This is a genomic window from Arthrobacter sp. Hb9-2 (assembly GCF_059091165.1).
In genome coordinates this window covers 97,934-121,182 of the sequence record NZ_JBNHGJ010000009.1, presented here as the reverse complement: position 1 = coordinate 121,182, position 23,249 = coordinate 97,934, and the positions used below count along the sequence as shown (strand labels likewise).

The window sequence follows — 23,249 nt, the reverse complement described above, 5'->3', positions numbered from 1 at the left end:
ACCGCGACGGCGTCGCTTCCTGCCGGCGCAGCCCCGCCCCCAGCTGCTCCCCCGCCGTCGAATCCTCCCGCCCAGGCGACCCTGGCTGAGTTCGCGGCCGCCCTCGCCGCCAGCGGACAGCAACGGCTCAGGGACGCAGAAACGGCCGACGGCGGCATGGCACGCCTGCTGGCGGCAAGCGGCACCGCGCAGCTTCTGGCAGCCGAACAGCTTGGGGCGCCGGGCGTACCGGCCCCGGAAGGCCAGTCACAGGACGGGAAGCTGTCCCCCGCCGAGGAAGCAACGGCCGCCGGCCCGGGTTCTACTGAACCGGCAGGAGCGTCTGCCTGCCCTGCGACGCCGGCGGCCGGGAGCGTCAGTGTGGGGGCAGCACTTGCCGCCGCGGCTAAAGCGGAGCTGGAGACGGTGTACGGCTACCAGGCCGCGCTCACCCGCCTTCCGCGCGAGGGGGCACCACCGGCGTCGGACTTCCTGGCCCAGCACCAGGACCTGGCGGACCAGGCCGCAGCCTACAGCCTCATGCACTGCGGGGCACCGTCCCCGCAACCACCCGGGTACGTCCTGGACCCAGGGTTCCTCGACGCCCCGGCCGCCGGGCTCGCCCGCCTGGAGGCAGCCACTTTGCCGGCCTACGGAGACATCGTGGCCATCACCGACTCAACCACCCGGGCCTGGGCCCTGTCGGCACTGCAGGGAGCAGCCCGCCGCGCCCAGCACTGGGGCTCCGATGCAAACCCGCTTCCGGGCCTCGTCCTGGACGAAGCGCAGCTTCCGCAGCTGCCGGTGTAGGAAGAACGCACGGCGCACTGGCCGCGCAGCTGTCCGGGTGGTAGCAGGCGGAGCCCTGGCGCTTGTAGCTGCGTTCAGCGTTGGCAACCTGCTCAGTGCCACAGGCGCGGTCTAAGGAAGTACCCTGCCACACCGGCCGCTCCCCTGCGCCTAGGCTGGGACTGATGAGCGAGCCAGCTGCAGTACCAATCCCACCTGACCTCACTGCGCGGTACACCCGCAGCAGCGCGGGACGGGCGTGGCTCGCGTCGCTGCCGGACCTCATCCAGGGCCGGCTGGAGGACTGGCAGCTGACGCCGGACCTGCCTCCCGGCGCCCTGCCCTGGAACGGCCACGGCGGCGTGGTCATCCCGGTGCGGCAGCCGGACGGCACCCAAGCAGCCCTCAAAGTCGCCTTCCCGCACGACGAAGCCCGCGTGGAGCGGCACGCCCTGGACCTCTGGCAGGGGCGTGGAGCGGTGGCACTGCTGGCGTCCGATGCAGGAACGTGCGCCATGCTCCTGGAAAGGCTCGACGGCGAACGCTCCCTCACCGCTGTCCCGATGGACGACGCCCTGGTGGTGTGGGCGGGCTTGGTGCGGAAACTGAGCCTCAGGCCCGACGACCGGCCGCAGTGGCAAGAGTTCGAACACATCGCCGCCCGTGCTGAGCAATGGAGTGACGACCTGCCGGCGGACTGGGAACAGCTGGGACGCCCGTTTCCCCGCTGGCTGCTGGAGGCCGCCCTTGAGGTGTGCCAAACCCGCGGGGCAGTGGGACGGCGTTCGGCACGCGACGCCCTGGTCCACACGGACCTGCATTTCCTCAACGTCCTGGCCCGCCCGGCTGCGTCCGCCCCGGCAGGGCCTCCGATGCCGGCGGGTTATGCCGCCATAGACCCCCAGCCAATGATCGGCGAGCCCGAGTTTGCGGTGGCCCCGTTGTTGTGGAGCCGCCTGTCCGACTTGCCCGTGAACGGGGCAGAAGCCGGCCTCCGCCGGCGCTGCGTGGACTTCAGCTCCGCCGCGGGCCTGGACCCTGACGTCGCCCGGCAATGGGCCATTGCCAGGGAAGTGGCAAACGCCCTGGTGTATGCGGGCAAGCCCGACCATCGGGGCGACCTGGCCAGGTCCCTTTGGGTGGCCAGCACGCTGGCCGGCAAAACCCTCGACGGTCTGCCCTCGGCGCACCGCCTGCCCGAGCCAGGCGAAGCGGTCGGCGCACACTGACGGCGAGTGGAGCCACGGCAACCACCGTGGCCGTGGCGGATCAGCTGCCGCGCACGGCGGCGAGGGCGGAGGCTACGGCCGCGAGGGCGGTGTCCACCTCTTCCTCTGCTGTCTGCCAGTTGCTGACGGAAACCCGCAAGATGTCCCGGTCCCGCCAGCGGGAGCCGGTCATCCATACGCGGCCGTCCGCGATGATGCGCGCCGTCACTGCACGGGTGGTTGCGTCGTCGCTAAACGCCACGCAGACCTGGGTGTAGGCGACGTCGTTCAGCACCTCGACGCCGTCGAGCCCTGCCAGCCCTGCCGCGATGTCCGAAGCGGCGGCCGCCAGTCCGCGTACCTGGGCTGCTACGCCGTCCCGGCCCAGGCTTTTGAGCGCCGCCCACACCGGCACACCGCGGGCCCGGCGTGACAACTCAGGCACTTTCTCGAACGGGTCGCCCGGGCCCTCGGGGTCCTGGATGAGGTAACTGGTGTGCAGGCCCATGGCGGATCGAAGGGCCGGTGCGTCGCGCACGATGGCAATGCCGCAGTCGTACGGCACGTTCAGGGTTTTGTGCGCGTCAGTCCCCCACGAATCAGCTTCCTCGTAGCCGCGCGTCAGGTTTCGAAGTTCAGGCACTGCCGCCGCCCAAAGACCGAACGCGCCATCGATGTGGACCCAGGCGCCGTGCTTTCGGGCGATGCTGATGGTTTCAGGGAAAGGGTCAAAAGCGCCGGAATGAAGGTTCCCTGCCTGCAGGCATACCAGCGCAGGACCGGAACCTTCAGCAAGAGCCGCTTCCAGCGCCGCCGGCATCACCCGCCCCTGATCGTCCGCATCAACTACTGTGGGACGGCCCAGCCCGAGGTACCGGAGCGCAAGGTCCACGGTCTCATGCCGTTCCCGGCCCACAAAGCATCTGATGCGGGGTGCGCCGGCCAGCCCGTCGCCGTCGAGGTCCCAGCCGGCGTCAGCGAGCAGCCGCCAGCGCCCGGCAGCCAGCCCGGTGAAGTTGGCCATGGTGGCTCCGGTGACGAAGCCGACGTCGGACCCGGCGGGAAGTCCCAGCAGTTCCAGGAGCCATGCCCCGGCGCTTTCCTCGATGGCCGCCATGGCGGGTGCCCCATACCGAAGGCAGGCGTTCTGGTCCCAGGCGCTGACCAGCCAGTCCGAGGCGAGGGCCGCGGGCAGGGTTCCGCCGATGACCCAGCCGAAGAAGCGGCCCGAGGGCATGGCCATAAGCCCGGGCTCGGCCGTCCGGGCGAGGAGGTCGACGACGTCCTCGGCGGCCATGCCGGAGACGGGCAGCGGCCCGCCGAAGGCGTCGGTAAGGTCGTGGGCAGGTAGACGGGGTCCGACCGGCCGGGCGGGGAGGCTGCGCAGCCAGTCCCCGGCGTGGCCTGCCGCAGCGGATAAAGCACGGGCGTACTCGTCGTCACCAGGTGGCATATCTGCATGCTACGCCGCGCATGGGGTGCCCATGCGGCCCTCACCTACCCCTGTTGGGCGAAGTTTTCCTGCCAGACGTCGTACCCGAGCTTCAGGATCAGGGCGGCCACCACCACGAGGAAGACCACGCGGACGAACCGGCTCCCCTGCGCTACCGCCGTCCTTGCCCCAAGGTACCCGCCGGCCATATTTGCGATACCCAGCAGCAAGCCCAGGCCCCACAGGATGGAGCCGTGCGGCACGAAGAACATCAGGGCACCTGCATTGGTTGCCATGTTTACGATCTTGGCTTTGGCACTGGCCTCCAGGAACGCGTAACCCATCGCCGAAACCAGGGCGATCACCAGGAAGGAACCTGTCCCGGGGCCAATCAGGCCGTCGTAAAAGCCGATGACGGCGCCAATCAGGCAGGCCACCACATAGTGCTTGTGGCCGTCGTGCCGCAGGGCGGTGATGTGCCCGGCATCCGGTTTCAGGGCAGTAAAGAGCGCCACCGCCACCAGCGCGGCGACGATGATGGGTTTGAACACGCTGGACGGCAGCGTGGCGGCCAGTATGGCGCCGCCAAAGCTGCCGGCCAGGGCGATCACGGCCATCGGCAGTGCCGTCCGCAGGTCCGGTCCCACCCGCCGGTAGTAGGTGACGGCGCTGGTTGCGGTTCCGAAGATGGATCCCAACTTGTTGGTGGCCAGCGCCTGCACCGGCGTGATGCCCGGGACCAGCAACAGGGCGGGGAGCTGGATCAGCCCGCCCCCGCCCACCACGGCGTCCACCCAGCCCGCGGCAAAACCCGCCAGCACGATCAAAACCAGCGTCGTGAGCTGGATGGACTCAAGCCCTAAGAGCACCTCGCGGGGTCAGCTGGCGCGGACGGCGTTGACTACGTAGTCAACTGCCTTGTCTACCGCAACGTTCTCGGCTTCGCCGCTCCGGCGGTCCTTAATCTCCACGACGCCGTCCACCAGGCCCCGGCCCACGGCCAGGATGGTGGGGACGCCCACCAGTTCAGCATCGCCGAACTTGACCCCCGGCGAAACCTTGGGCCGGTCATCGAGCAGGACCTCAAGGCCCGCAGCTGCCAGGTCTGCTGCAAGCCGCTCTGCGGTGGCGAAGATGTCTTCACCCTTGCCCACAGCCACTACATGGACGTCCGCCGGCGCAACGGCACGCGGCCACACCAGGCCCTTGGCGTCATTGTTGGATTCGGCCAGCGCCGCCACGGCCCGGGTGACACCCACACCGTAGGAACCCATAGTTACCGTGACCTGCTTGCCGTTCTGGTCCAGGACCTTCAGCTCCAGGGCTTCGGCGTACTTCCGGCCGAGCTGGAAGATGTGGCCCATCTCGATTCCACGGGCAGTTTCCAGGGGGCCGGAGCCGTCCGGGGCGGGATCGCCTTCGCGGACCTCCGTGCACTCAATCACACCATCCCACGTGAAGTCCCTGCCTGCCACCAGCCCGAAGACGTGCTTGCCGGCTTCATTGGCACCGGTGACCCACGTGGTGCCGCTGACGATGCGCGGGTCCACCAGGTAGAGGAGCTTCGATGCGCTTTCGCTGCCGAGCAGCGGTTCGTCCAGCGTCAGGCCGGGTCCGAGGTACCCCTTGACGATCAGCGGCTGCTTCTTGAGGTCGTCGTCGTTGGCTGCTTCGAGGCCGATCTCGCCTGCGATCGGCAGGAAGGATCCGATGTTCGCTTCGACGCGCTTCAGGTCCACGCCGCGGTCGCCGGGAACGCCGATGACCACAAGCTGGCGTTCCCCGGTGGGCAGGGTAACGGCGAGGACGACGTTCTTGAGCGTATCCGCGGCAGTCCAGGCGCCGCCGTCGGCCTCGGAGCGGGGGGCGAGCTGGTTGGCGGCTGCCACCAGCGTTTCGATCGTCGGGGTGTCCGGCGTATCGAGGACCTCGGCCGCGGGAGCAGCGGAGAAATCGATCTCTGCCGGCGCCACCGTGGTGACGGCCTCGACGTTGGCGGCGTAACCTCCGGCTGAGCGGACGAAGGTGTCCTCGCCGATGTCCGTGGGGTGCAGGAATTCTTCGCTCTTGGAGCCGCCCATGGCACCGGCGGTGGCGGTCACGGGAATGACTTCCAGGCCGAGGCGCTCGAAGATGCGCAGGTACGCGCCGCGGTGGGCGGCGTAGCTGGCGTCCAGGCCGGCGTCGTCGACGTCGAATGAGTAAGAGTCCTTCATGATGAACTCACGTCCGCGCAGGAGGCCGGCGCGGGGGCGGGCTTCATCGCGGTACTTGTTCTGGATCTGGTAAAGGCTGAGTGGCAGGTCCTTGTAGGAGGAGTAGAGGTCCTTGACCAGCAGCGTGAACATTTCCTCATGGGTGGGAGCCAGCAGGTAATCGGCGCCCTTGCGGTCCTGGAGGCGGAACAGGCCTTCGCCGTATTCGGTCCAGCGGTTGGTGGCCTCGTAGGGCTCACGCGGCAGGAGTGCCGGGAAGTGGACTTCCTGCGCCCCGATGTTCGCCATTTCCTCCCGGATGATGGCTTCAACCTTGCGCAGGACGCTCAGCCCCAGCGGCAGCCAGGTGTAAATGCCAGGGGCTGCGCGGCGGATGTAGCCGGCCCGTACCAGCAGGCGGTGGCTCGCCACCTCGGCGTCGACGGGATCTTCACGCAGGGTGCGCAGGAATAGCTGGGACAGTCTTGTAACCACGGGGGGTATCCGTTTCTGGGGAAGTGCTGGAGCAACAGCAGGCCGGGCATTTCGTCTGGGTACTAATCTACCGGCAAGCGCAGTAGAGCCACGCCCGGGAATACAAAGCCCCTGGCCCCCCAGAGGGCTGGTCATCGCATCCGGGCGTGGCTCAACGCCGTTATCGCCTAAGTACTGGTGAGGACTGGTGAGACCGCCCACGCCACTCCAGCGCAGCTAGATCGAACCTAAGTGATGACAACCACAGTTGACAAGTAGTTTCAGAGAGAGAGGTCTTGATTACGGACATCCTGCGCCCTAGAACAGCACCGTAGCGAACGTTCCAACCTGCCGGAAACCAACCCGCTCGTACGTTGCCCGCGCCCGCACGTTGAAACCGTTGACGTAGAGGCTGGTGATGGGTGCGATCTTTCTGGCCTGCTCCACTACTGCGGCCATGTATCCGGAACTGAGGCCCTGCCCGCGATAGAGCGGGTTCATCCAGACGCCCTGGACCTGGGTGACCTCGGACGTGACGGCGCCCAGTTCCGCCTTGAACACAACGTCGCCGGTTTTGTTCACGTGCGCCAGGGAATGGCCTTGGCGAATCAGTCCTTCCACGCGCCGGCTATAGAACTCCCGCCCACCCAGGAAGGGGGAATAGCCCACTTCCTCTTCGAACATGGCGGCGCAGGCTGGAAGGATGCGGTCAAAGTCGGCGAGGTTTCCCGGTTCCAGACCCGGGTTGGAGGCGACCAGCGGCGGGCCCTCGATGGTCATGAGTGGTTGCTCGTCCCGTACTTCGTGCGCCCGATGGCCCAGCTCCACCAACTCCGCGTGAAGTGCCAACACCGCCGGGGCCGGTCCGAACGCGGAGGCATAACGCCGTCCGGAGGCGTTGGCCGCTTCCGCAACTGCACCGGCCAATGCAGGATCAAGCTGGACCGGCACCAGGTTGGCTCCCGCCCAGCACGCACCCACCAGGATGCCGTCGTCGAACACTCCGATGACGCCGGCCCCGCCACTGGTAGGCGCGGCGGTGCCGACAGCCCGCAGATGAGCGAGGATGAAGACGTTTGTTACCGGATCGCGCTGTGCAAGCAGCCTCAGCGCGTCCGTATCCGTCCCGTCCAGGGTGCGGACGAAAATCCCCGGCGGGTCGGGGACGTCCTTACGAGACGCTAACCACGGGGCTACCCTTGACAGCATCTTCGCCATCGGCCTCCCCCATCTCTTCCGCGATACGCATGGCCTCTTCGATCAGTGTCTCAACAATTTGACTCTCAGGGACAGTCTTGATGACTTCACCCTTCACAAAGATCTGGCCCTTGCCGTTGCCGGAAGCAACGCCAAGATCCGCCTCGCGGGCCTCGCCCGGGCCGTTCACCACGCAGCCCATGACTGCCACGCGCAGCGGAATCTCCATTCCTTCCAGGCCTGCAGTCACCTGTTCGGCGAGGGTGTAAACGTCCACCTGGGCACGGCCGCAGGACGGGCAGGAGACAATTTCAAGCTTGCGGGGGCGCAGGTTCAGGGACTGGAGAATCTGGTTGCCCACCTTGATTTCCTCTACCGGCGGGGCCGAGAGGGAAACGCGGATGGTGTCGCCGATACCCCGGGACAGGAGGGCACCGAAGGCGGTGGCGGACTTGATGGTTCCCTGGAAGGCCGGGCCGGCCTCGGTCACGCCGAGGTGCAGCGGCCAGTCGCCTTTTTCTGCCAGCATCTCGTACGCGGCCACCATAATCACGGGGTCGTTGTGCTTGACGGAAATCTTGAAGTCGTGGAAGCCGTGCTCCTCAAACAGGGAAGCCTCCCAGACAGCGGACTCCACCAGCGCTTCCGGCGTTGCCTTGCCGTACTTCTTTAGGATGCCGGGCTCCAGCGAGCCTGCGTTCACGCCGATGCGGATTGAGGTTCCGTGGTCCCTGGCGGCAGCCGCGATTTCCTTGACCTGGTCGTCGAACTTCCGGATGTTGCCCGGGTTCACGCGCACTGCGGCGCAACCGGCTTCGATGGCCGCAAAGACGTACTTGGGCTGGAAGTGGATGTCCGCGATGACCGGGATCTGGGACTTTTTGGCGATAATCGGCAAGGCTTCGGCGTCATCCGCCGAGGGGCAGGCGACGCGCACAATATCGCAGCCGGAGGCAGTGAGTTCAGCGATCTGCTGCAGCGTGGCGTTGATGTCCGTGGTGGGCGTGGTGGTCATGGACTGCACGCTGATGGGGAAGTCTGAGCCCACCCCCACGGAACCAACCTTGATCTGGCGGGTCTTGCGGCGGGGGGCGAGGACGGGCGGCGGTGCTGACGGCATTCCCAGGCTGACCGAGGTCACGTGGACTCCTAGAGTTGAAAGTGTGTTGAAGAGGCTACGCGGTGAGGCCGGCGAGCACGCCGATGATGGGTGACCACTCCGTGATGCGGGTCCCGGCGATGACTCCGGCGGCGGCAAAGGGATCCTGCTTGAGGATCGAGTTGAGGGCGGCCTCGTCTGCTGTCTTGAAGATCAGCAGCGCTCCGGCACCGTCACCGTATGGTCCGCTGGCCAGGACGGCACCGTCCTGTGCAAGGCCCGCGAGCCATTCGCGGTGCGCTGGCCGGGCCTCGTTGCGGGCTTCGGTGGAATCGGCGGCGTAAACGTACTCAACGGCAAAAACAGTCATACCGCTACCCTATCGCCCTGCCTGCCCTTGCACCCATCCGGGCAGGCCTGGCAGCTGTTTTGGTGGGGCGGCAGGGCCCGCCCCACCTGTTCCTACGAGAGGAACAGTACTTTGACCACTGCTGCCGTTCCGGCCGCCCACAGCATGGAGGTCAAGGTTCCGATGATGAACCTTTCGGCTGCCACGGGGGTTTCCTTCAGCTCCGCGAACCTGCCCAGGCCCTTGATGGCAACGATGTAGGCGATGGCCACCGGCTGGCCGGTGAGGATGGCCAGGCACACGCCGAGCCGTTCCAGGACGCCAATGATGGCCCCGCCACGCAGGATGCGCTGGGTGGGAGCCGGGAGTGAAGCGGAATCAGCCGACGACGGCGCGTCCGCCGCCGCGGTCAGCTCACCGTCCACGTTCTGGGTTTCGGCGTGGGGCCCGTCAACAGTGACGTCAGCGGAGGGGTCCTCGGCTGCTCTCCTGGCTTCTTCCGCAGCCTTGGCAGCATCTGCTTTGTCGTCGATGGTGCGGGCGAGACGGAACACAAGGGCGGTCACCGGCCAACCGGCGAAGCCCGCCACAAGCAGGGCGGCAGCGATCCAAAGCGCGGTCACCTGACTCCTTCATTTTCGGAACGGACAATCTGGGAACGGGCGTAGTCCAGGAGCATTGCGGCTGCCGGCCTGGCTGCCCATTCTTCCTGCCAGCCGGACCGAAGGACTGCCCGGCTCACCGACTGCTCCGTAATTCCCAGTTCGTGGGCAACGAGCTTCTGGCTGCCGTGCCTGCCCTCGCCGCCCTGGGATGCACGCAACCGGTCCACCACCCGCCACTGCGCCTGGGTGCGTTGCTGTACCAGCCTCCCGATGAGGCGAAGCACTGCCTGGGCATTTGCACTGGATACGGCACCTTCCCTGGCTTGGGGCGGGACTTCCCTGCCACGGCCCATGGTGCCTGACACCACTGACAGCGGAACCTGGCCGGCCGCGCTCTTGGCAAGTTCCACGGCTTTGCGCGCCGCTATGAAGCCGCTTCCGGACCCTTCCCTGGGGCTCCCCCCCGGAGCCAGCTGCACGGTACCGATGCCAATTCCCACATACCAATTCCCGCTCCGGAGCGCGTGCAGGGCGATGTCCACCACCTCCGCGGCATGCTCCACTACGCCCTGGAGCTCGTCGCCAACGGAGCGTTCAAATGGCGCCGGGGTGAGTCCCCGCAACGCTGAGATTAGCTCAGGGACCCGGTCCACGTCGGAGGAGCTGCCCCGCTGGTCGATGGTAAGTACATACATGCCACAACCCTAGACAGCTGATCGAAGATCATCAACCATAAACAGCTGATTATCAAATATCAGCCATAAATGGCTAAGAGGGCGTCGCCGAATCCCAACTTCCGCCGCGTTGAGCGGGGAGGGTGTGGCCTGCTCCATGTGGCCCGCCCTGACAAACCCGAAAGGTCAGCCGAAGAGATTCACCGGCTTCACGATGTCGGCGTAGATGAGGAGCGCGCTCATGCCCATCAGCAGGGCTGCCACCACGTAGGTCACCGGGAGCAGCTTGGCGATGTCGAAGGCTCCCGGGTCCGGCTTGCCGAACAGTCTGGCCAGCTGGCGCCGGGCGCCTTCGTAGAGGGCACCCGCAACATGGCCGCCGTCCAGCGGCAACAGCGGGATCAGGTTGAAGACCGCAAGGGCGAAGTTCAGCCCGGCAAGGAGCCCAAACAGCGTGGCTACGCGCGATTGGACGGGAATTTCCTCCATCGCGGCCACTTCTCCTGCCACCCGGCCCACACCCACCACGCTGATGGGGCCATTGGGATCGCGTGGCTCCTCACTGAAGGCGGCTTTCGCCACGCCCACCACGCGTGCCGGCAGGTTGAACACCACTCCTGCCACCTGCCGGATGTTCTCGCCGGCCATGGGCAGAACGGACGACGCCGGCTGGGGCACCAGTTCCGTCTGCGCACCAATGCCCAGGAAGCCGACGTCCTGGTAGAGGAGGGTGCCGGCGTCATCTGTTGCCTGCCGCCCGTCCGCCCCGATGATGGGACGGGCCGACAGCACGGGAGTAACCGTGGTGGATACCGGGGCGCCGTCCCGCTCCACGGTGATGGCGACCTCGCGGCCGGCAGAAGTCCGGATCCACTCCGTGAGCTGCTCCCAGCTGGTCACGGCTTTCCCGTCGAAGGAGGTGACGGTGTCGTTAGGTTTGAGGCCGGCCGCCGCGGCGGGCGTGAGCTGGCAGTCGGCTGAATCCGGATCCACTGTTTCGCCGGCCACCACCTGGCACTTGGAGACGTCGGAGATGGTGGTGGTGGCCGTGGCCATGCCAAAGCCCATCAGCAGGACAGCCGTCAGCACGACGCCCAGGAACATGTTCATGGCTGGCCCGCCCAGCATAACGATGATCTTTTTCCAGACCGGAAGCCGATAGAACACGCGGTTCTCATCGCCTGGGCCCACCTCTTCGTGGGCCATGGACCGTGCTTCCGTGGCCAGGGTCTGGAACATACCGGTGCTGGAGGGGCGGACCGATCCGTCCTCCTTGTTGGGCGGGTACATCCCGATCATGGATACGTAGCCACCCAGCGGGATGGCTTTCACACCGTACTCGGTCTCGCCTTTCCGCCGTGACCAGAGTGTGGGGCCGAAGCCGATCATGTACTTGGTGACGCGGACCTTGAAGAGCTTGGCGGGCAGGAGGTGGCCCACTTCGTGGAGCGCTATGGAGGCAGCGATGCCGATTGCCACAAAGACGACACCGAGGACAAAGAGGAGAACGGGGGTCATGGGGGTGCTTGCTGCTTCCTAGAGGCTGCTGACTGCTAAACGTTCATTGGCGCGCGCGCGTGCCCAGCTTTCAGCATCCAGTACGGATTCCACTGTCAGCCCGGAAGAGCCTGGATGTTCGCTGAGAACTGCGGCGACCGTGTCCACGATGTCGGTGAACCTGATCCGGCCGGCATGGAAGGCCGTCACGGCTTCCTCGTTGGCGGCGTTGAACACGGCGGGGAACGTGCTGCCTTGTTTGGCGGCGTCCTTGGCAAGATCAACGGCCGGGAAGGACGTTACATCCAGCGGCTCAAAAGTCCAGGTGGCCGCCTGGGTCCAATCGCAGGCAGCGGCGGCCTTGGGCACCCTGTCAGGCCAGCCCATCCCCAGTGCGATGGGCAGGCGCATGTCCGGCGGGGATGCCTGCGCAATGATGGACCCATCGACGAACTGGACCATGGAGTGCACCACGGACTGGGGATGGACCACGACGTCGATCCGGTCCAGCGGCACGTCGAACAGCAGGTGCGCCTCGATGACTTCCAGTCCCTTGTTCACAAGGGTGGCCGAGTTGGTGGTCACCATGACGCCCATGTCCCAGGTAGGGTGGGCCAGCGCCTCCTGCGGAGTAACATCGTGGAGTTCCTCGCGGGTCCTGCCGCGGAAAGGCCCGCCCGAGGCGGTGAGGATAAGTTTTTCCACCTCGGCCGCTGACCCCGAACGCAGGCACTGGGCGATGGCCGAGTGTTCAGAGTCCACCGGGACGATCTGGCCTTCCCGGGCTGCCGCCTTCACCAGGGAGCCGCCCACAATAAGGGATTCCTTGTTGGCCAGGGCCAGGGTGGCGCCTGACTTGAGGGCAGCCAGCGTGGGTGCGAGGCCGATTGAACCTGTGATTCCGTTGAGCACCACGTCAGCTTCGACCTCGGCGATGCGGGCGGACGCGTGCGGTCCGGCGATGATCTCCGGCCGGTAGCCCTGCTTGCCGGCTGCGGCGGCAACATCATCGATCAACACTTCCAGGCGGCGCGGGTCCCCGGCGGCAATGCCAACAACCGCTGCCCCGGTGTGCACGGCCTGGCGGGCGAGGAGCTCCGGGTTGCTTCCCCCGGCGCTGAGCGCCACCACCTCGAAAAGGTGCGGGGCGCCGTCGACGACGTCAATTGCCTGGGTGCCGATGGAGCCGGTGGAGCCGAGGAGGGCGATCTTGCGTGGCTGCATTGCTTAAGTATCGCGCACCCAACTGCCCCGGGCATGCGGCCGGAACCTGCGGTCGATCAGGCAGCTGCCAGTTCCACCAGGCCCTTGGCCAGGGTTGCCACCGCACCAAGGTAGGCGATGGCGGTAACGATGCGCCGGGCCGAAGCCGGATGCATCCGGCCGGACAACAGGTCGCCGCCCACGATTCCAGTGATCATGGCCCCAAGAATGGCCAGCCACTGCCAGCCCTCCAGGCCGGGCACATGCCCGCCTGACAGTACGTACTTACTGATGAGGGAGGTAAACCCAGTGGTGATGAAGTACGGCTGAAGAGTGGCGCTGAAGCTTTTCTGCTCCCACCGGGTGGCGATGGCATAGGCCGTGATGGCTGGACCGCCAACTCCCGCGGCGGCGTTCATCAGGCCGCTGGAAAATCCCAGGGACACCATCGGAACCGGCCCGCTGGCCCGCCACGAACTCCTGGTCAACCGCTGGGACGCCAGCAGGGCGATGATGAGCAGGACGCCGATGCAGATCTCCAGCGGGGCTTCCGGCACGTTGCTCGCCAGCCAGGCACCGGGCAGCACACCGGCCAACGCCGCGAGCGCCAGCCCGAAGTACTTCCGCCAGGCTACATGCCTCCAGACCCTGGAAAGGATCAGGAGGGATGAGGTGGCACCGCAGAGGTTGATGATCATCACGCCGTCGAACGGGCCCAGCAGCACCACCAGCACGGGGGAAACCAGAAGGCCGAAGCCGAGGCCTGCGATCCGCTGGGCCAACGCACCTGCCACAACGGCGATCAGCACCAGGACAAACATCCCTCGATCCTAGTGGCAGCCGCGCCAACGGCGGGCGTAACGTGGACTGCGTGGACTGGCTCTCCTGGTTTGACGCGCCGGACTACGAGTTCGCCCGGCAGGTGCTGCAGCGAGGCGTGGCGGCACTGTTTCTCGTTGCGTTCCTGTCCTCACTGAACCAGTTCCCCGCGTTGCTGGGTGAGCGCGGACTCCTGCCGGTGCCGGAGTATCTTTCCGGCTTCAGCCGTCTGCGCCGGCCCACCCTTTTCCGGTGGCGGTATTCAGACCGGTTGCTGCGCTGGGTCTGCGCGGCAGGACTGCTGGTCTCGGCCCTGCTTGTGGCCGGCATCCCCCAGCAGGGGCCACCGTGGGTTCCGCTGATTGCCTTCCTCAGCCTGTGGCTGCTGTACATGTCCATCGTGAACGTCGGCCAGACGTTCTACGGCTTCGGCTGGGAGATGCTGCTCCTTGAGGCAGGCTTCACGGTTGCCTTCCTCGGTTCAGACCAGACCGACCCTCCGCGCACCATCCTGATCCTGATCGTGTGGCTGGTGTTCCGGCTGGAATTCGGCGCCGGAATGATCAAGATCCGCGGCGGCCGGGAGTGGCGCGACCTGACGGCTCTCTACTACCACCACGAGACACAGCCCATGCCGGGACCCCTGAGCCGGCAGGCGCACCTGCTGCCCAAACCCCTTCATAAGGTGGAAGTGCTCGGCAACCACTTCGCCCAGCTGGTGGTGCCCTTCTTCCTGTTCGCCCCCCAGCCCGTTGCAAGCGTGGCAGCGTCGATCGTCATCCTGACGCAGTTGTGGCTTGTGGCCAGCGGCAACTTCGCCTGGCTGAACTGGATTGCCATTGTGCTGGCGTTCGCAGCAGTCAGCGACCCGGTGGCGCACGCCGTCCTGCCGGCGATCCCGCTGGACTGGCACGGCGGGGCCGGCGTGGAAAGGGAGACTCCCCTGTGGTGGCTGGTCATTACCTTGGCAGTCACCCTGCTGCTGGTTGTCCTGAGTTACTGGCCATTGCGCAACCTGTTCTCCCGCCGGCAGCTGATGAACGCCAGCTTCAACCGCTGGCAGCTGGTCAACACTTATGGCGCGTTCGGTTCAGTGACCAAGAAGCGCATCGAGATCGTGGTGGAAGGGACGCTCGACGACGATCCGGACAGCTCCTCCGAGTGGCGGGAGTACGGTTTCAAGGGCAAGCCCGGCGACCTCCGCCGGATGCCGCGCCAGTGGGCGCCCTATCATCTCCGGCTGGACTGGCTGATGTGGTTCCTGCCGCTGCGGACCGTCCACGAAGAGTGGTTTTACGCCTTCCTCGGCAAACTGCTGGAGGCGGACCGCCAGATTCTGCGGCTCCTCCGCCATGACCCTTTCGACGGCGCGCCGCCGCATTGGGTGCGGGTGCGCAGCTACCTCTACCGGTTTGCGACGCGCCAGGAGTTCCGGGAGACCGGGGACCGCTGGGTGCGGACGCTGCTCCACGAACCGATTCCGCCTGTCTCGCTACGGCGGTCCAGCGGGCGGAAAGGCTAGACGTGGTCGCCTGCGCGCCGGATGACGGCCTCGGCGTGCTTGAGGATGGGACCGTCAATCATCTGCCCCTTGTGCTGGAAGACGCCCTGCCCCGCCGCCGCGGCGGCCTGCAGCAGCTCTGCTGCCGCCGAGGCTTCCGCTTCCGACGGCGCATAGGCACCCCGCACTACTGCTGCCTGGCTGGGATGGATGCAGGCTTTGGAGCTGAAGCCGGACGCGACGGCGTCCGCCGCTTCCGCTGCCAGGCCCGTCAGGTCAGGAATGTTGGTATAGACGGCGTCCACCGCTTCCTTGCCGAAGGCACGCGCGGCCAGGAGGACGGAGGACCGGGCGTGGAGCGCCGCGGCCCGGTAGGCGCCGTCGTCGTTCCTGCTGGAGGTCCCGCCCAGTGAAGCCAGCAGGTCCTCGGCTCCCCACATCAGGGCCACAACATTGGGGGCGGCGGCGATGGAGGGGGCGTTGAGGACGCCCATTGCCGTTTCACACAGTGCGATCACCTGGTAGCCGGACAGGGCCTCCAGCTGCTCCGCACTCTCGGCTTTCGCGAGCATCACCGTCTTGTACGGGGTGTGAACCAGGCAGTGGAGGTCCTTTTCGAATTCGTCGGTCCCGGCGGGGTTGACCCGAATGATGGTCCTGCTGGGGTCCAGTTCAGGCTCCTCACCCGTGGTCCCCACCTGGGCGAGGATGGCACCGCGGGCGCGCTGTTTGTCGGCGGGCGCCACGGCGTCCTCAAGGTCCAGGATGACGGCGTCGGCGCGGGTGGCTGCCTTCTGGTACCGCTCCGGCCGGTCCGCAGGGCAAAAAAGCAGGGCAGGGCCCATCACAAAGGTCATACCGGTATTGTCCCTTCTCCCGCGCCCGGCTGCAGCGTGTGCGCCTCCCGCGTCCACATCAGGCAGCTGCGCTTCGCGACCGCCACAACCGTGCCGTCCTGGTTACGGCCCGTGTGCTCCATCGTCACGATTCCCTGGCCCGGCCGGGAGCTTGAGAGCCGCTTCCCGCTGATGACCGTCTCCGTGTAGAGGGTGTCGCCGTGGTACAGGGGGTGCGGAAAGGAGACGTCGGTCAGGCCCAGTTGGGCGATGATGGTGCCCTGGGTGAGCTGGGAAACGGATTGGCCCACCATGGTGGCCAAGGTGAACATGGAGTTCACCAGCCGCTGGCCAAAGGGCTGCCCGGCACTCCAGGCAGCGTCGAGGTGCAGGGCCTGGGTGTTCATGGTGAGGGTGGTGAACAGGACGTTGTCCGCTTCCGTGACGGTGCGGCCGGGACGGTGGGCATACAGCACACCCTCCTCCAGCTCATCGAAGTACAGTCCGCGCTGCTCGACAACGCGCTGCTCTCCACTCGTTGAACCCATGCTTGAGCCTGCCGAAACCCCGTGGTTCCCGGTCATACAGTCAGTTCCCGGTCTTCCTCAAAAAGCTCCGCGCCGGTGGCGGCCGCCACGTCCTCGACCGAAACGTTCGGCGCCAGCTCCCGCAGCACCAGCCGTGACCCGGAATCATCGGCTACGACGTCGATGACGGCCAGGTCCGTGATGATGCGATCCACGCAGCCCTTGCCGGTCAGCGGCAGGGAGCACTGCTGGACGATCTTCGGGTTGCCGTTGCGGTCCACGTGCTCCATCATCACGATGACCTTCTTGGCACCGAACACCAGGTCCATGGCACCGCCCATGCCCTTGACCATCTTGCCCGGGATCATCCAGTTGGCGAGGTCACCGTTGGCGGCCACTTCCATGGCACCCAGGACGGCGACGTCCACATGGCCGCCCCGGATCATCCCGAAGGAGGAAGCAGAGTCGAAGAATGCGGCACCCTTGTTGACCGTGACAGTTTCCTTGCCTGCGTTGATCAGGTCAGGATCAACAGCATCCTCCGCCGGATAAGGGCCGACGCCGAGGATCCCGTTTTCCGAGTGGAGCACCACTTCGACACCCTCGGGGATGTAGTTGGGAATAAGGGTTGGCATGCCGATTCCCAGGTTGACGTACTGGCCGTTGCTGAGCTCCTGCGCAACGCGGGCGGCGAGCTCATTCCTGGTCCAGCCCTTGGGGCCGGCGCCGTCCGCGGATACCCCGTGCTGCTGGGCTGCGCGGCGGTACTCGGGCCGGACGCCTTCCGGGCGGGGAGCGTAGGGGCTGTTGGGATCCATGGCTATGCTCCTGCCTGCTGGTTGCCGGGAAGATGTCCGGGCGCTTCCTGTCCGGAGCGGACCAGCGCCACCGTCCGTTTCTCAATGCGTTTCTCCCCGTTGGGGGCCAGTACCACCCGCTGGACGAAGATTCCAGGGGTATGGATGTGTTCCGGGTCCAGCTCGCCCGGCTCCACGAGTTCCTCCACTTCGGCGATGGTGATCCGTCCGGCCATGGCGCACAGCGGGTTGAAGTTCATCGCGGTGGCATGGAAGACGAGGTTTCCGTGGCGATCGCCCTTCCACGCGTGGACCAGCCCGAAGTCCGGAGTCAAAGCCTCCTCGAGCACGTAGTCAACCCCGGCAAAGGAGCGCACCTCCTTCGGGGCGGACGCGACGGCGATGCCGCCCTCGGCGTCGTACTTCTGGGGCAGGCCGCCTTCGGACACCTGGGTGCCGACGCCGGCTTTGGTATAAAAGGCCGGGATGCCGGCGCCGCCTGCCCGGAGTTTCTCGGCCAGGGTTCCCTGCGGCGTGAGGACTACCTCGAGCTCACCGGCCAGGTACTGGCGGGCGAACTCCTTGTTTTCGCCAACATAAGAGCTGATGGTGCGCCTGATCCGCCCATCGCGGAGCAGAATGCCCAGGCCCCAGTCGTCCACGCCGCAGTTGTTGCTCACAGTTTCCAGCTCCGAAGTGCCGGCCCGGTGCAGGGCGTCAATGAGGGACACCGGAATGCCGCACAGACCGAAACCGCCCACGGCGAGGGAGGCGCCGTCCGGGATGTCCGCCACTGCTTCCTCGGCGGTGGCAACAACCTTGTCAATCATCGGTGATCCTTTCAGGCGGCTACTGTCCCAGATACTACAGACCCAGTTCGCGGGCGATAAGCATCAGCTGGACCTCCGTGGTGCCCTCCCCCACTTCAAGGATCTTGGAGTCGCGGTAGTGGCGCGCCACGGTGAACTCGTTGATGAAGCCATAGCCGCCGAACACCTGGGTGGCATCCCGCGCATTGTCCATGGCCGCCTCGCCTGCGACCATCTTAGCGATGGCCGCCTGGGTCTTGAACGGCCTTCCGGCGAGCATGCGGGAGGCCGCATCGTAGTAGGCCAGGCGGGCGGTATGGGCCCGGGCTTCCATCCGCGCAATCTTGAAGGAGATCGCCTGGTACTTGCCGATCTGGTTTCCGAAGGCGCTGCGTTCCTTGGCGTATTTGACCGATAGGTCCACGCAGCCCTGGGCCGCACCGGTGGCCAGCGCTGCGATGGCGATGCGGCCCTCATCCAGAATGGACAGGAAGTTGGCGTAGCCGCGGCCCTCCGCTCCCAACAGGTTTGCTTCCGGGACGCGCACGTCCTTCAGCGTCAGCGGGTGGGTATCCGACGCGTTCCAGCCCACCTTGTTGTAGGGCTTTTCCGCCTTGAAGCCGGGGGTGTCCGTGGGCACCAGGATGGTGGAGATGTCCTTCTGGACGCTGCCGTCCGCGCGTTCCTTCTGGCCGGTGACGGCGGTGACGGTGACCAGTCGGGTGATGTCCGTACCGGAGTTGGTGATGAACTCCTTGTTGCCGTTGACCACCCAGTTCCCACCCTCACGCCGGGCGTGGGTCTTGGTGCCGCCCGCGTCCGATCCTGCTTCCGGCTCCGTCAAGCCGAAGCCGGCGAGCGCCTCGCCGGTTGCCAGCATGGGCAACCACTCCTGCTTCTGCTCCTCGGTGCCGAAGCGGTAGACCGGCATGGCGCCCAGGGAGACACCCGCCTCCAGGGTGATCGCAACGGACTGGTCCACCCGGCCCAGCTGCTCCAGTGCGAGGGCAAGGGCGAAGTAGTCGCCGCCCATCCCGCCGAACTCCTCGGGGAAGGGCAGGCCAAACAGCCCCATCTCCGCCATCTGCTTCACTACCTCGTACGGGAAGCTGTGCTCCTCGTCGTGCTTGGCCGAGACCGGGGCGACGACGTTGTCCGCGAAGTCCCGCACGGTGTCGCTGAGGTCCTGGTATTCCTCGCTGAGTTCAAAACCTGCCATGTCTAGGCTCCTTTGCCCTGGGGTGAATCGGTGCTTGCAGTGTTGACGCTGCCGTCGGGGCCGCCGCCACTGTGGGCGGCGGTTCGGGGCGGACTGTCGTTGGAAACATTGGTGGGATGCGGATGAATCGTGGCCAGGACCTGGCCGACTTTCACCAGGTCTCCCGGCCGGGCGTTGAGGTGGACCGTCCCGTCCAGGGGGGCCGGCAACTGGTGCTCCATCTTCATCGCCTCCACCGAAACCAGCACCTGCCCGGCCGTGACAGTGTCACCGTCGCTGACCGGAACGGATACCACCGTTCCCGGCATCGGCGAGCGCACCGCCGGATCCGCGGCGTCCTCCTCCCGGTGGATGGCTGCAAGGACCCGCTCAAGCCGCGCCTCCCGGTTCAATACCTCGAGCCGGCAGGACCAGCCCTCATTGCCCAGGAACAGTTCGGCAGGTACCCCAACGACCGGGGAATCACGCGTCGGGACCACCGGGCCGCGGAACACCGGTGCGATGGCGTACGTCGTGGCCCGGCCGTCGAGGGTCAGCACAGCCTGCCGGCGGGACAGGAACTCGAGCCGCGCCGGACGCGAGGGGCCCTTGTCTACGGCCACAAGGAACGTTCCGTCGGAGGCAGTGCCGCCAGCCGCGGAGCCGCTGATGCGCACCGATGCCACCCCGCCGTCGGGAGTCCCCACATTGATGCGGCGGGGTGCCGCTGCTCCCAGCCGCCAGCCATTGCGCGCGTGCCAGGGTCCGGTCGGCAGGGGTGTGTTGGTCTGTTCCTCCGCGGAAAGACTGAAGAGTGCTGCCGCCACCAGTTCAGCCTCGGCGACCTGGCGGAACGCAAGATCCGGAAGAGTGCGTTCGATCAGGCCGGTATCGAGCCGGCCGGCGCGGACGTCGGGATCGTTGATCAGCAGCCGCAAATACTCCACGTTGGTTTCCAGTCCCAGCGCCGTATACCCGGCGAGCGCGCCGTCGAGGGTAGCCAGGGCAGCCGCGCGGTCCTCTCCCCAGGCGATGACCTTGGACATCATGGGGTCGTAGCTGGACGAGAGCTCCAGCCCTTCCACCAGGGACGAGTCCACCCGCACTGTCCCGTGGGCGGCGGATACCAACGACCGTGCCGGCGTGCCCGGCACGGCGGGCCGGCCGGGCAGTTCGTCCAGCAGGAGCACTGTCCCCGTGGACGGAAGGAAGTTCTTTTCGGGCACCTCGGCATAGACCCGCGCCTCCACGGCATGGCCCGTAAGTTCGACGTCGGCCTGCCGGACGGTGAGTTCCTCGCCGGCGGCGATCCGCACCTGCCATTCGACGAGGTCGATGCCGGTCACCATTTCCGTCACGGGGTGCTCCACCTGCAGCCTGGTGTTCATCTCCATGAAGTAGAACTCCTCCGGCGAATCATCGGAGACGAGGAACTCCACTGTTCCGGCGCCGCTGTAATTCACGCTGCGGGCGGCGTTACAGGCGGCCTCGCCGATGCGGGCGCGGATCGCACCACCCTCCGCCAGTGATTCGAGCAGCGGCGATGGTGCCTCTTCGATGACCTTTTGGTGGCGCCGCTGCAGCGAGCATTCACGCTCGCCGAGGTGGATGACGTTGCCGTGGTTGTCCGCAAGCACCTGCACCTCGATGTGCCGCGGGGTGGACACCAGGCGTTCCAGGAACAGTGTGTCGTCGCCGAAGGCGCTCGCCGCCACCCGCCGGGCCGTGGCCAGCGTAGCCTCGAGGTCCTCCGGCCTTTCCACCACATGCATGCCCTTGCCGCCGCCACCCGCGGAAGGTTTGATCAGGAGCGGAAAGCCAACGGCGGCGGCGGCTTGTACCAGCTGCCCGTCGCTCATTCCCGGTTGCGCTACCCCGGGCACCACGGGGACGCCGTAACCGGCCACGTGGTTCTTGGACCGGATCTTGTCCCCCATCATGTCCAGGGCCTCTACTCCGGGGCCGATGAATGTGACGCCCGCCTGGTCCAGGGCACGGGCAAAGTCCACGTTTTCGCTCAGGAAGCCGTAGCCCGGGTGCACGGCTTCGGCTCCGGTCTTGCGGCACGCCTCAAGGATGGCCTCAATCTTGAGGTAGCTCTCCGTAGCAGCGGCGGGGCCGATGCGCACTGCTGTGTCTGCTTCGCGCACGTGCCGGGCGCCGGCGTCGGCATCGCTGTAAACGGCGACGGAGCGGATGCCGAGGGCGCGGAGGGTGCGGATGACGCGGCAGGCGATCTCACCGCGGTTGGCCACCAGGACTGTGCTGAACAGGGGCTGGTGCCCTGGGGCTGCGGCGGCAGCCGTCTCCTGCCGGGTGGCGGGCGATAGGGGAAGGGTCATTGGGGGGCTCACATCCTGAAGAGGCCGAAGGAGGTTTCCGGCAGCGGCGTGCGGGACACCACGTCCAGCGCCAGGCCAAGGACAGTGCGGGTGTCGACGGGATCGATCACGCCGTCGTCCCACAGCCTGGCCGTGGAGTAGTAGGGGCTGCCCTGGTCCTCGTACTGCCGCCGGATGGGCGCCTTGAAGGCTTCCTCGTCCTCGGCTGACCACTCCTGCCCGGCTGCCTCGTACTGGTCACGCTTCACCGTGGCAAGGACGCTGGAGGCCTGGTTGCCGCCCATCACCGAAATCCGGGCGGCCGGCCACATCCACAGGAACCGCGGCGAATAGGCGCGGCCGCACATGGAATAGTTGCCGGCGCCGAAGGAGCCGCCGATCACCACTGTCAGCTTTGGTACCCGCGCCGTGGCCACTGCGGTGACCATTTTCGCGCCGTTCTTGGCGATGCCGCCCTGCTCCGAGTCCCTGCCCACCATGAACCCGGAGATGTTCTGCAGGAATACCAGCGGAATGCCGCGCTGGTCGCAGAGCTCGATGAAGTGGGCCCCTTTGAGGGAAGACTCGATGAACAGCACACCGTTGTTGGCCACGATGCCTACCGGGTGCCCGTGCAGCCTGGCGAAGCCCGTCACCAGGGTGGTGCCGTACTCCTTTTTGAATTCGTGGAACCGGCTGCCGTCCACCAGCCTGGCGATCACTTCGTGGACGTCGTAGGGGGCATTGACATCAGTGGGTACCGCACCGTAGACCTCCGCCGGGTCTGCGGCCGGTTCGACGGCGGGTTCCACCTCCCATGCCGGCGGCGCCGGGGGTGGCAGCGTAGCCACGATGTCCCGGATGATCTGCAGGGCATGTTCGTCATTTTCGGCGAGGTGGTCGGTCACGCCGGAGATCCTTGAGTGCACCTCCCCGCCACCGAGCTCTTCCGGGCTGACGATCTCTCCGATCGCGGCCTTCACGAGCGGCGGCCCGCCAAGGAAGATCGTTCCCTGGTTCCGGACGATAACGGTTTCATCGCTCATGGCCGGAACATAAGCGCCACCCGCGGTACAGGACCCCATAACCGAGGCGATCTGGGGGATCTTGGCGGCTGAGAGCCTGGCCTGGTTATAGAAGATTCGGCCGAAGTGGTCCCTGTCCGGAAAGACCTCATCCTGCTTGGGCAGGAATGCTCCGCCGGAGTCCACCAGGTAGATACAGGGCAGCCGGTTCTCAAGGGCAACCTCCTGGGCCCGCAGGTGCTTCTTCACTGTCATCGGATAGTACGTTCCGCCCTTGACCGTGGCGTCGTTGGAGATCACCAGCACGTGGCGGCCGTGAACCAGCCCGATCCCGGCAATGACGCCGGCGCCGGGTGCTTCGTCGTTGTACATGCCATTGGCGGCCAGCGGTGCAATCTCAAGGAACGGGCTGCCGTCATCCAGCAGCTGGTCAATGCGCTCTCGGGGAAGGAGTTTGCCCCTGGCCATGTGGCGTTCCCTTGATTTTTCCGGTCCGCCCAGCGCGGCGTCGGCCAGCCTTTTCCGCAGCTCGTCGGCGAGCGACAGCTGGGCGGTACGGTTCGAGGCAAAAGCCTCGGCTGTAGCGTCGAGCCGGGTGGCAAGGGTCTCCATTGACGGTCCGTTCCTGTTCCGATCCGAGCCGCCAAAAGCCAACTCGGTTAGCGCCCAATAACTGAAATTCAGGTTAGTCTGTATTAACTGTGAAGTCCAACAC

General features: G+C 66.4%; 21 protein-coding genes. 3 read left to right on the top strand and 18 right to left on the bottom strand.

What is annotated here, in order from left to right:
* Positions 1-789, top strand: a 789-nt coding sequence (locus AC5RV1_RS07745) for a DUF4439 domain-containing protein (RefSeq protein ID WP_493994103.1), incomplete at its 5' end; no start/stop codon positions are given.
* Positions 790-953: 164 nt separating this feature from the next.
* Positions 954-1,997 (top strand): aminoglycoside phosphotransferase family protein, encoded by a 1,044-nt coding sequence (locus AC5RV1_RS07740; RefSeq protein WP_493994102.1) that lies wholly within the window; start codon positions 954-956, stop codon positions 1,995-1,997.
* 40 nt (positions 1,998-2,037) lie between these two features.
* Here AC5RV1_RS07740 and AC5RV1_RS07735 read toward each other — a convergent pair whose 3' ends face one another.
* The 11 genes from AC5RV1_RS07735 to AC5RV1_RS07685 all read right to left on the bottom strand — a co-directional run bounded on the left by AC5RV1_RS07735 (position 2,038) and on the right by AC5RV1_RS07685 (position 13,522).
* Positions 2,038-3,429: a pyridoxal phosphate-dependent decarboxylase family protein gene (locus AC5RV1_RS07735; protein ID WP_493994101.1), complete on the bottom strand. Its 1,392-nt coding sequence runs from the start codon at positions 3,427-3,429 to the stop codon at positions 2,038-2,040.
* Positions 3,430-3,473: 44 nt separating this feature from the next.
* Positions 3,474-4,277, bottom strand: a complete 804-nt coding sequence (locus tag AC5RV1_RS07730) for a sulfite exporter TauE/SafE family protein (protein ID WP_493994100.1) — start codon at positions 4,275-4,277, stop codon at positions 3,474-3,476.
* A 9-nt stretch (positions 4,278-4,286) separates the two neighbouring features.
* Positions 4,287-6,098 carry a proline--tRNA ligase gene (locus AC5RV1_RS07725; protein WP_493994099.1) on the bottom strand — a complete coding sequence of 604 codons (1,812 nt, stop codon included), beginning with the start codon at positions 6,096-6,098 and terminating at the stop codon, positions 4,287-4,289.
* A gap of 297 nt (positions 6,099-6,395) precedes the next feature.
* Positions 6,396-7,286: a GNAT family N-acetyltransferase gene (locus tag AC5RV1_RS07720; protein ID WP_493947694.1), complete on the bottom strand. Its 891-nt coding sequence runs from the start codon at positions 7,284-7,286 to the stop codon at positions 6,396-6,398.
* Positions 7,249-8,415 carry a flavodoxin-dependent (E)-4-hydroxy-3-methylbut-2-enyl-diphosphate synthase gene (ispG, locus tag AC5RV1_RS07715; RefSeq protein ID WP_104042819.1) on the bottom strand — a complete coding sequence of 389 codons (1,167 nt, stop codon included), beginning with the start codon at positions 8,413-8,415 and terminating at the stop codon, positions 7,249-7,251. Before ispG ends, AC5RV1_RS07720 begins: the two co-directional genes overlap by 38 nt.
* A gap of 34 nt (positions 8,416-8,449) precedes the next feature.
* Positions 8,450-8,743 carry a YciI family protein gene (locus AC5RV1_RS07710; protein WP_461174468.1) on the bottom strand — a complete coding sequence of 98 codons (294 nt, stop codon included), beginning with the start codon at positions 8,741-8,743 and terminating at the stop codon, positions 8,450-8,452.
* Between the two features lie 92 nt (positions 8,744-8,835).
* Positions 8,836-9,345 carry a hypothetical protein gene (locus AC5RV1_RS07705; RefSeq protein ID WP_493994098.1) on the bottom strand — a complete coding sequence of 170 codons (510 nt, stop codon included), beginning with the start codon at positions 9,343-9,345 and terminating at the stop codon, positions 8,836-8,838.
* Positions 9,342-10,022 carry a MarR family transcriptional regulator gene (locus AC5RV1_RS07700; protein ID WP_493994097.1) on the bottom strand — a complete coding sequence of 227 codons (681 nt, stop codon included), beginning with the start codon at positions 10,020-10,022 and terminating at the stop codon, positions 9,342-9,344. The genes AC5RV1_RS07705 and AC5RV1_RS07700 overlap by 4 nt, the downstream gene beginning before the upstream one ends.
* 165 nt (positions 10,023-10,187) lie before the next feature.
* Positions 10,188-11,519, bottom strand: a complete 1,332-nt coding sequence (locus AC5RV1_RS07695; protein ID WP_493994096.1) for a M50 family metallopeptidase — start codon at positions 11,517-11,519, stop codon at positions 10,188-10,190.
* Between the two features lie 18 nt (positions 11,520-11,537).
* Positions 11,538-12,722, bottom strand: a complete 1,185-nt coding sequence (gene dxr, locus AC5RV1_RS07690; protein ID WP_493994095.1) for a 1-deoxy-D-xylulose-5-phosphate reductoisomerase — start codon at positions 12,720-12,722, stop codon at positions 11,538-11,540.
* A gap of 56 nt (positions 12,723-12,778) precedes the next feature.
* A complete protein-coding gene (locus AC5RV1_RS07685; RefSeq protein WP_493994094.1) occupies positions 12,779-13,522 on the bottom strand; it encodes a TSUP family transporter in 744 nt (247 codons plus the stop codon).
* A gap of 50 nt (positions 13,523-13,572) precedes the next feature.
* On the opposite strand from AC5RV1_RS07685, the gene AC5RV1_RS07680 reads away from it, so the two are divergent.
* Complete coding sequence (locus tag AC5RV1_RS07680) at positions 13,573-15,042, top strand: lipase maturation factor family protein (protein WP_493994093.1); 1,470 nt, start codon at positions 13,573-13,575, stop codon at positions 15,040-15,042.
* On the opposite strand, the gene AC5RV1_RS07675 is transcribed toward AC5RV1_RS07680, so the two are convergent.
* From AC5RV1_RS07675 to AC5RV1_RS07645, 7 genes are read right to left on the bottom strand one after another with little or no spacing between them, the layout of a single operon-like run.
* Positions 15,039-15,878, bottom strand: coding sequence for an HpcH/HpaI aldolase/citrate lyase family protein (locus tag AC5RV1_RS07675; RefSeq protein ID WP_493994092.1), 840 nt, complete (start codon positions 15,876-15,878; stop codon positions 15,039-15,041). The two genes, AC5RV1_RS07680 and AC5RV1_RS07675, sit on opposite strands and share 4 nt — an antisense overlap.
* A complete protein-coding gene (locus AC5RV1_RS07670) occupies positions 15,875-16,405 on the bottom strand; it encodes a MaoC family dehydratase (protein ID WP_493947287.1) in 531 nt (176 codons plus the stop codon). The genes AC5RV1_RS07675 and AC5RV1_RS07670 overlap by 4 nt, the downstream gene beginning before the upstream one ends.
* A gap of 32 nt (positions 16,406-16,437) precedes the next feature.
* Positions 16,438-17,202, bottom strand: coding sequence for a CoA transferase subunit B (locus AC5RV1_RS07665; protein ID WP_493947288.1), 765 nt, complete (start codon positions 17,200-17,202; stop codon positions 16,438-16,440).
* 2 nt (positions 17,203-17,204) lie between these two features.
* Positions 17,205-18,011 carry a CoA transferase subunit A gene (locus AC5RV1_RS07660; RefSeq protein ID WP_493947289.1) on the bottom strand — a complete coding sequence of 269 codons (807 nt, stop codon included), beginning with the start codon at positions 18,009-18,011 and terminating at the stop codon, positions 17,205-17,207.
* Positions 18,012-18,045: 34 nt separating this feature from the next.
* Positions 18,046-19,209: an acyl-CoA dehydrogenase family protein gene (locus tag AC5RV1_RS07655; protein WP_493994091.1), complete on the bottom strand. Its 1,164-nt coding sequence runs from the start codon at positions 19,207-19,209 to the stop codon at positions 18,046-18,048.
* A 2-nt stretch (positions 19,210-19,211) separates the two neighbouring features.
* Positions 19,212-21,530, bottom strand: coding sequence for an acetyl/propionyl/methylcrotonyl-CoA carboxylase subunit alpha (locus AC5RV1_RS07650; protein ID WP_493994090.1), 2,319 nt, complete (start codon positions 21,528-21,530; stop codon positions 19,212-19,214).
* Positions 21,531-21,538: 8 nt separating this feature from the next.
* The gene (locus AC5RV1_RS07645) at positions 21,539-23,146 is read right to left on the bottom strand and encodes a carboxyl transferase domain-containing protein (RefSeq protein WP_493994089.1); all 1,608 of its coding nucleotides are present in this window, start codon (positions 23,144-23,146) and stop codon (positions 21,539-21,541) included.
* Positions 23,147-23,249: the final 103 nt, after the last annotated feature.

What these genes read in the sequence shown, in the direction of transcription:
- AC5RV1_RS07740 (WP_493994102.1), top strand. Translation starts at nt 954, where the DNA reads ATGAGCGAGCCAGCTGCAGTACCAATCCCACCTGACCTCACTGCGCGG.
- AC5RV1_RS07735 (WP_493994101.1), bottom strand. Translation starts at nt 3,429, where the DNA reads ATGCCACCTGGTGACGACGAGTACGCCCGTGCTTTATCCGCTGCGGCA.
- AC5RV1_RS07720 (WP_493947694.1), bottom strand. Translation starts at nt 7,286, where the DNA reads ATGCTGTCAAGGGTAGCCCCGTGGTTAGCGTCTCGTAAGGACGTCCCC.
- AC5RV1_RS07710 (WP_461174468.1), bottom strand. Translation starts at nt 8,743, where the DNA reads ATGACTGTTTTTGCCGTTGAGTACGTTTACGCCGCCGATTCCACCGAA.
- AC5RV1_RS07700 (WP_493994097.1), bottom strand. Translation starts at nt 10,022, where the DNA reads ATGTATGTACTTACCATCGACCAGCGGGGCAGCTCCTCCGACGTGGAC.
- AC5RV1_RS07695 (WP_493994096.1), bottom strand. Translation starts at nt 11,519, where the DNA reads ATGACCCCCGTTCTCCTCTTTGTCCTCGGTGTCGTCTTTGTGGCAATC.
- dxr (WP_493994095.1), bottom strand. Translation starts at nt 12,722, where the DNA reads ATGCAGCCACGCAAGATCGCCCTCCTCGGCTCCACCGGCTCCATCGGC.
- AC5RV1_RS07685 (WP_493994094.1), bottom strand. Translation starts at nt 13,522, where the DNA reads ATGTTTGTCCTGGTGCTGATCGCCGTTGTGGCAGGTGCGTTGGCCCAG.
- AC5RV1_RS07675 (WP_493994092.1), bottom strand. Translation starts at nt 15,878, where the DNA reads ATGACCTTTGTGATGGGCCCTGCCCTGCTTTTTTGCCCTGCGGACCGG.
- AC5RV1_RS07670 (WP_493947287.1), bottom strand. Translation starts at nt 16,405, where the DNA reads ATGGGTTCAACGAGTGGAGAGCAGCGCGTTGTCGAGCAGCGCGGACTG.
- AC5RV1_RS07665 (WP_493947288.1), bottom strand. Translation starts at nt 17,202, where the DNA reads ATGGATCCCAACAGCCCCTACGCTCCCCGCCCGGAAGGCGTCCGGCCC.
- AC5RV1_RS07660 (WP_493947289.1), bottom strand. Translation starts at nt 18,011, where the DNA reads ATGATTGACAAGGTTGTTGCCACCGCCGAGGAAGCAGTGGCGGACATC.
- AC5RV1_RS07655 (WP_493994091.1), bottom strand. Translation starts at nt 19,209, where the DNA reads ATGGCAGGTTTTGAACTCAGCGAGGAATACCAGGACCTCAGCGACACC.
- AC5RV1_RS07650 (WP_493994090.1), bottom strand. Translation starts at nt 21,530, where the DNA reads ATGACCCTTCCCCTATCGCCCGCCACCCGGCAGGAGACGGCTGCCGCC.
- AC5RV1_RS07645 (WP_493994089.1), bottom strand. Translation starts at nt 23,146, where the DNA reads ATGGAGACCCTTGCCACCCGGCTCGACGCTACAGCCGAGGCTTTTGCC.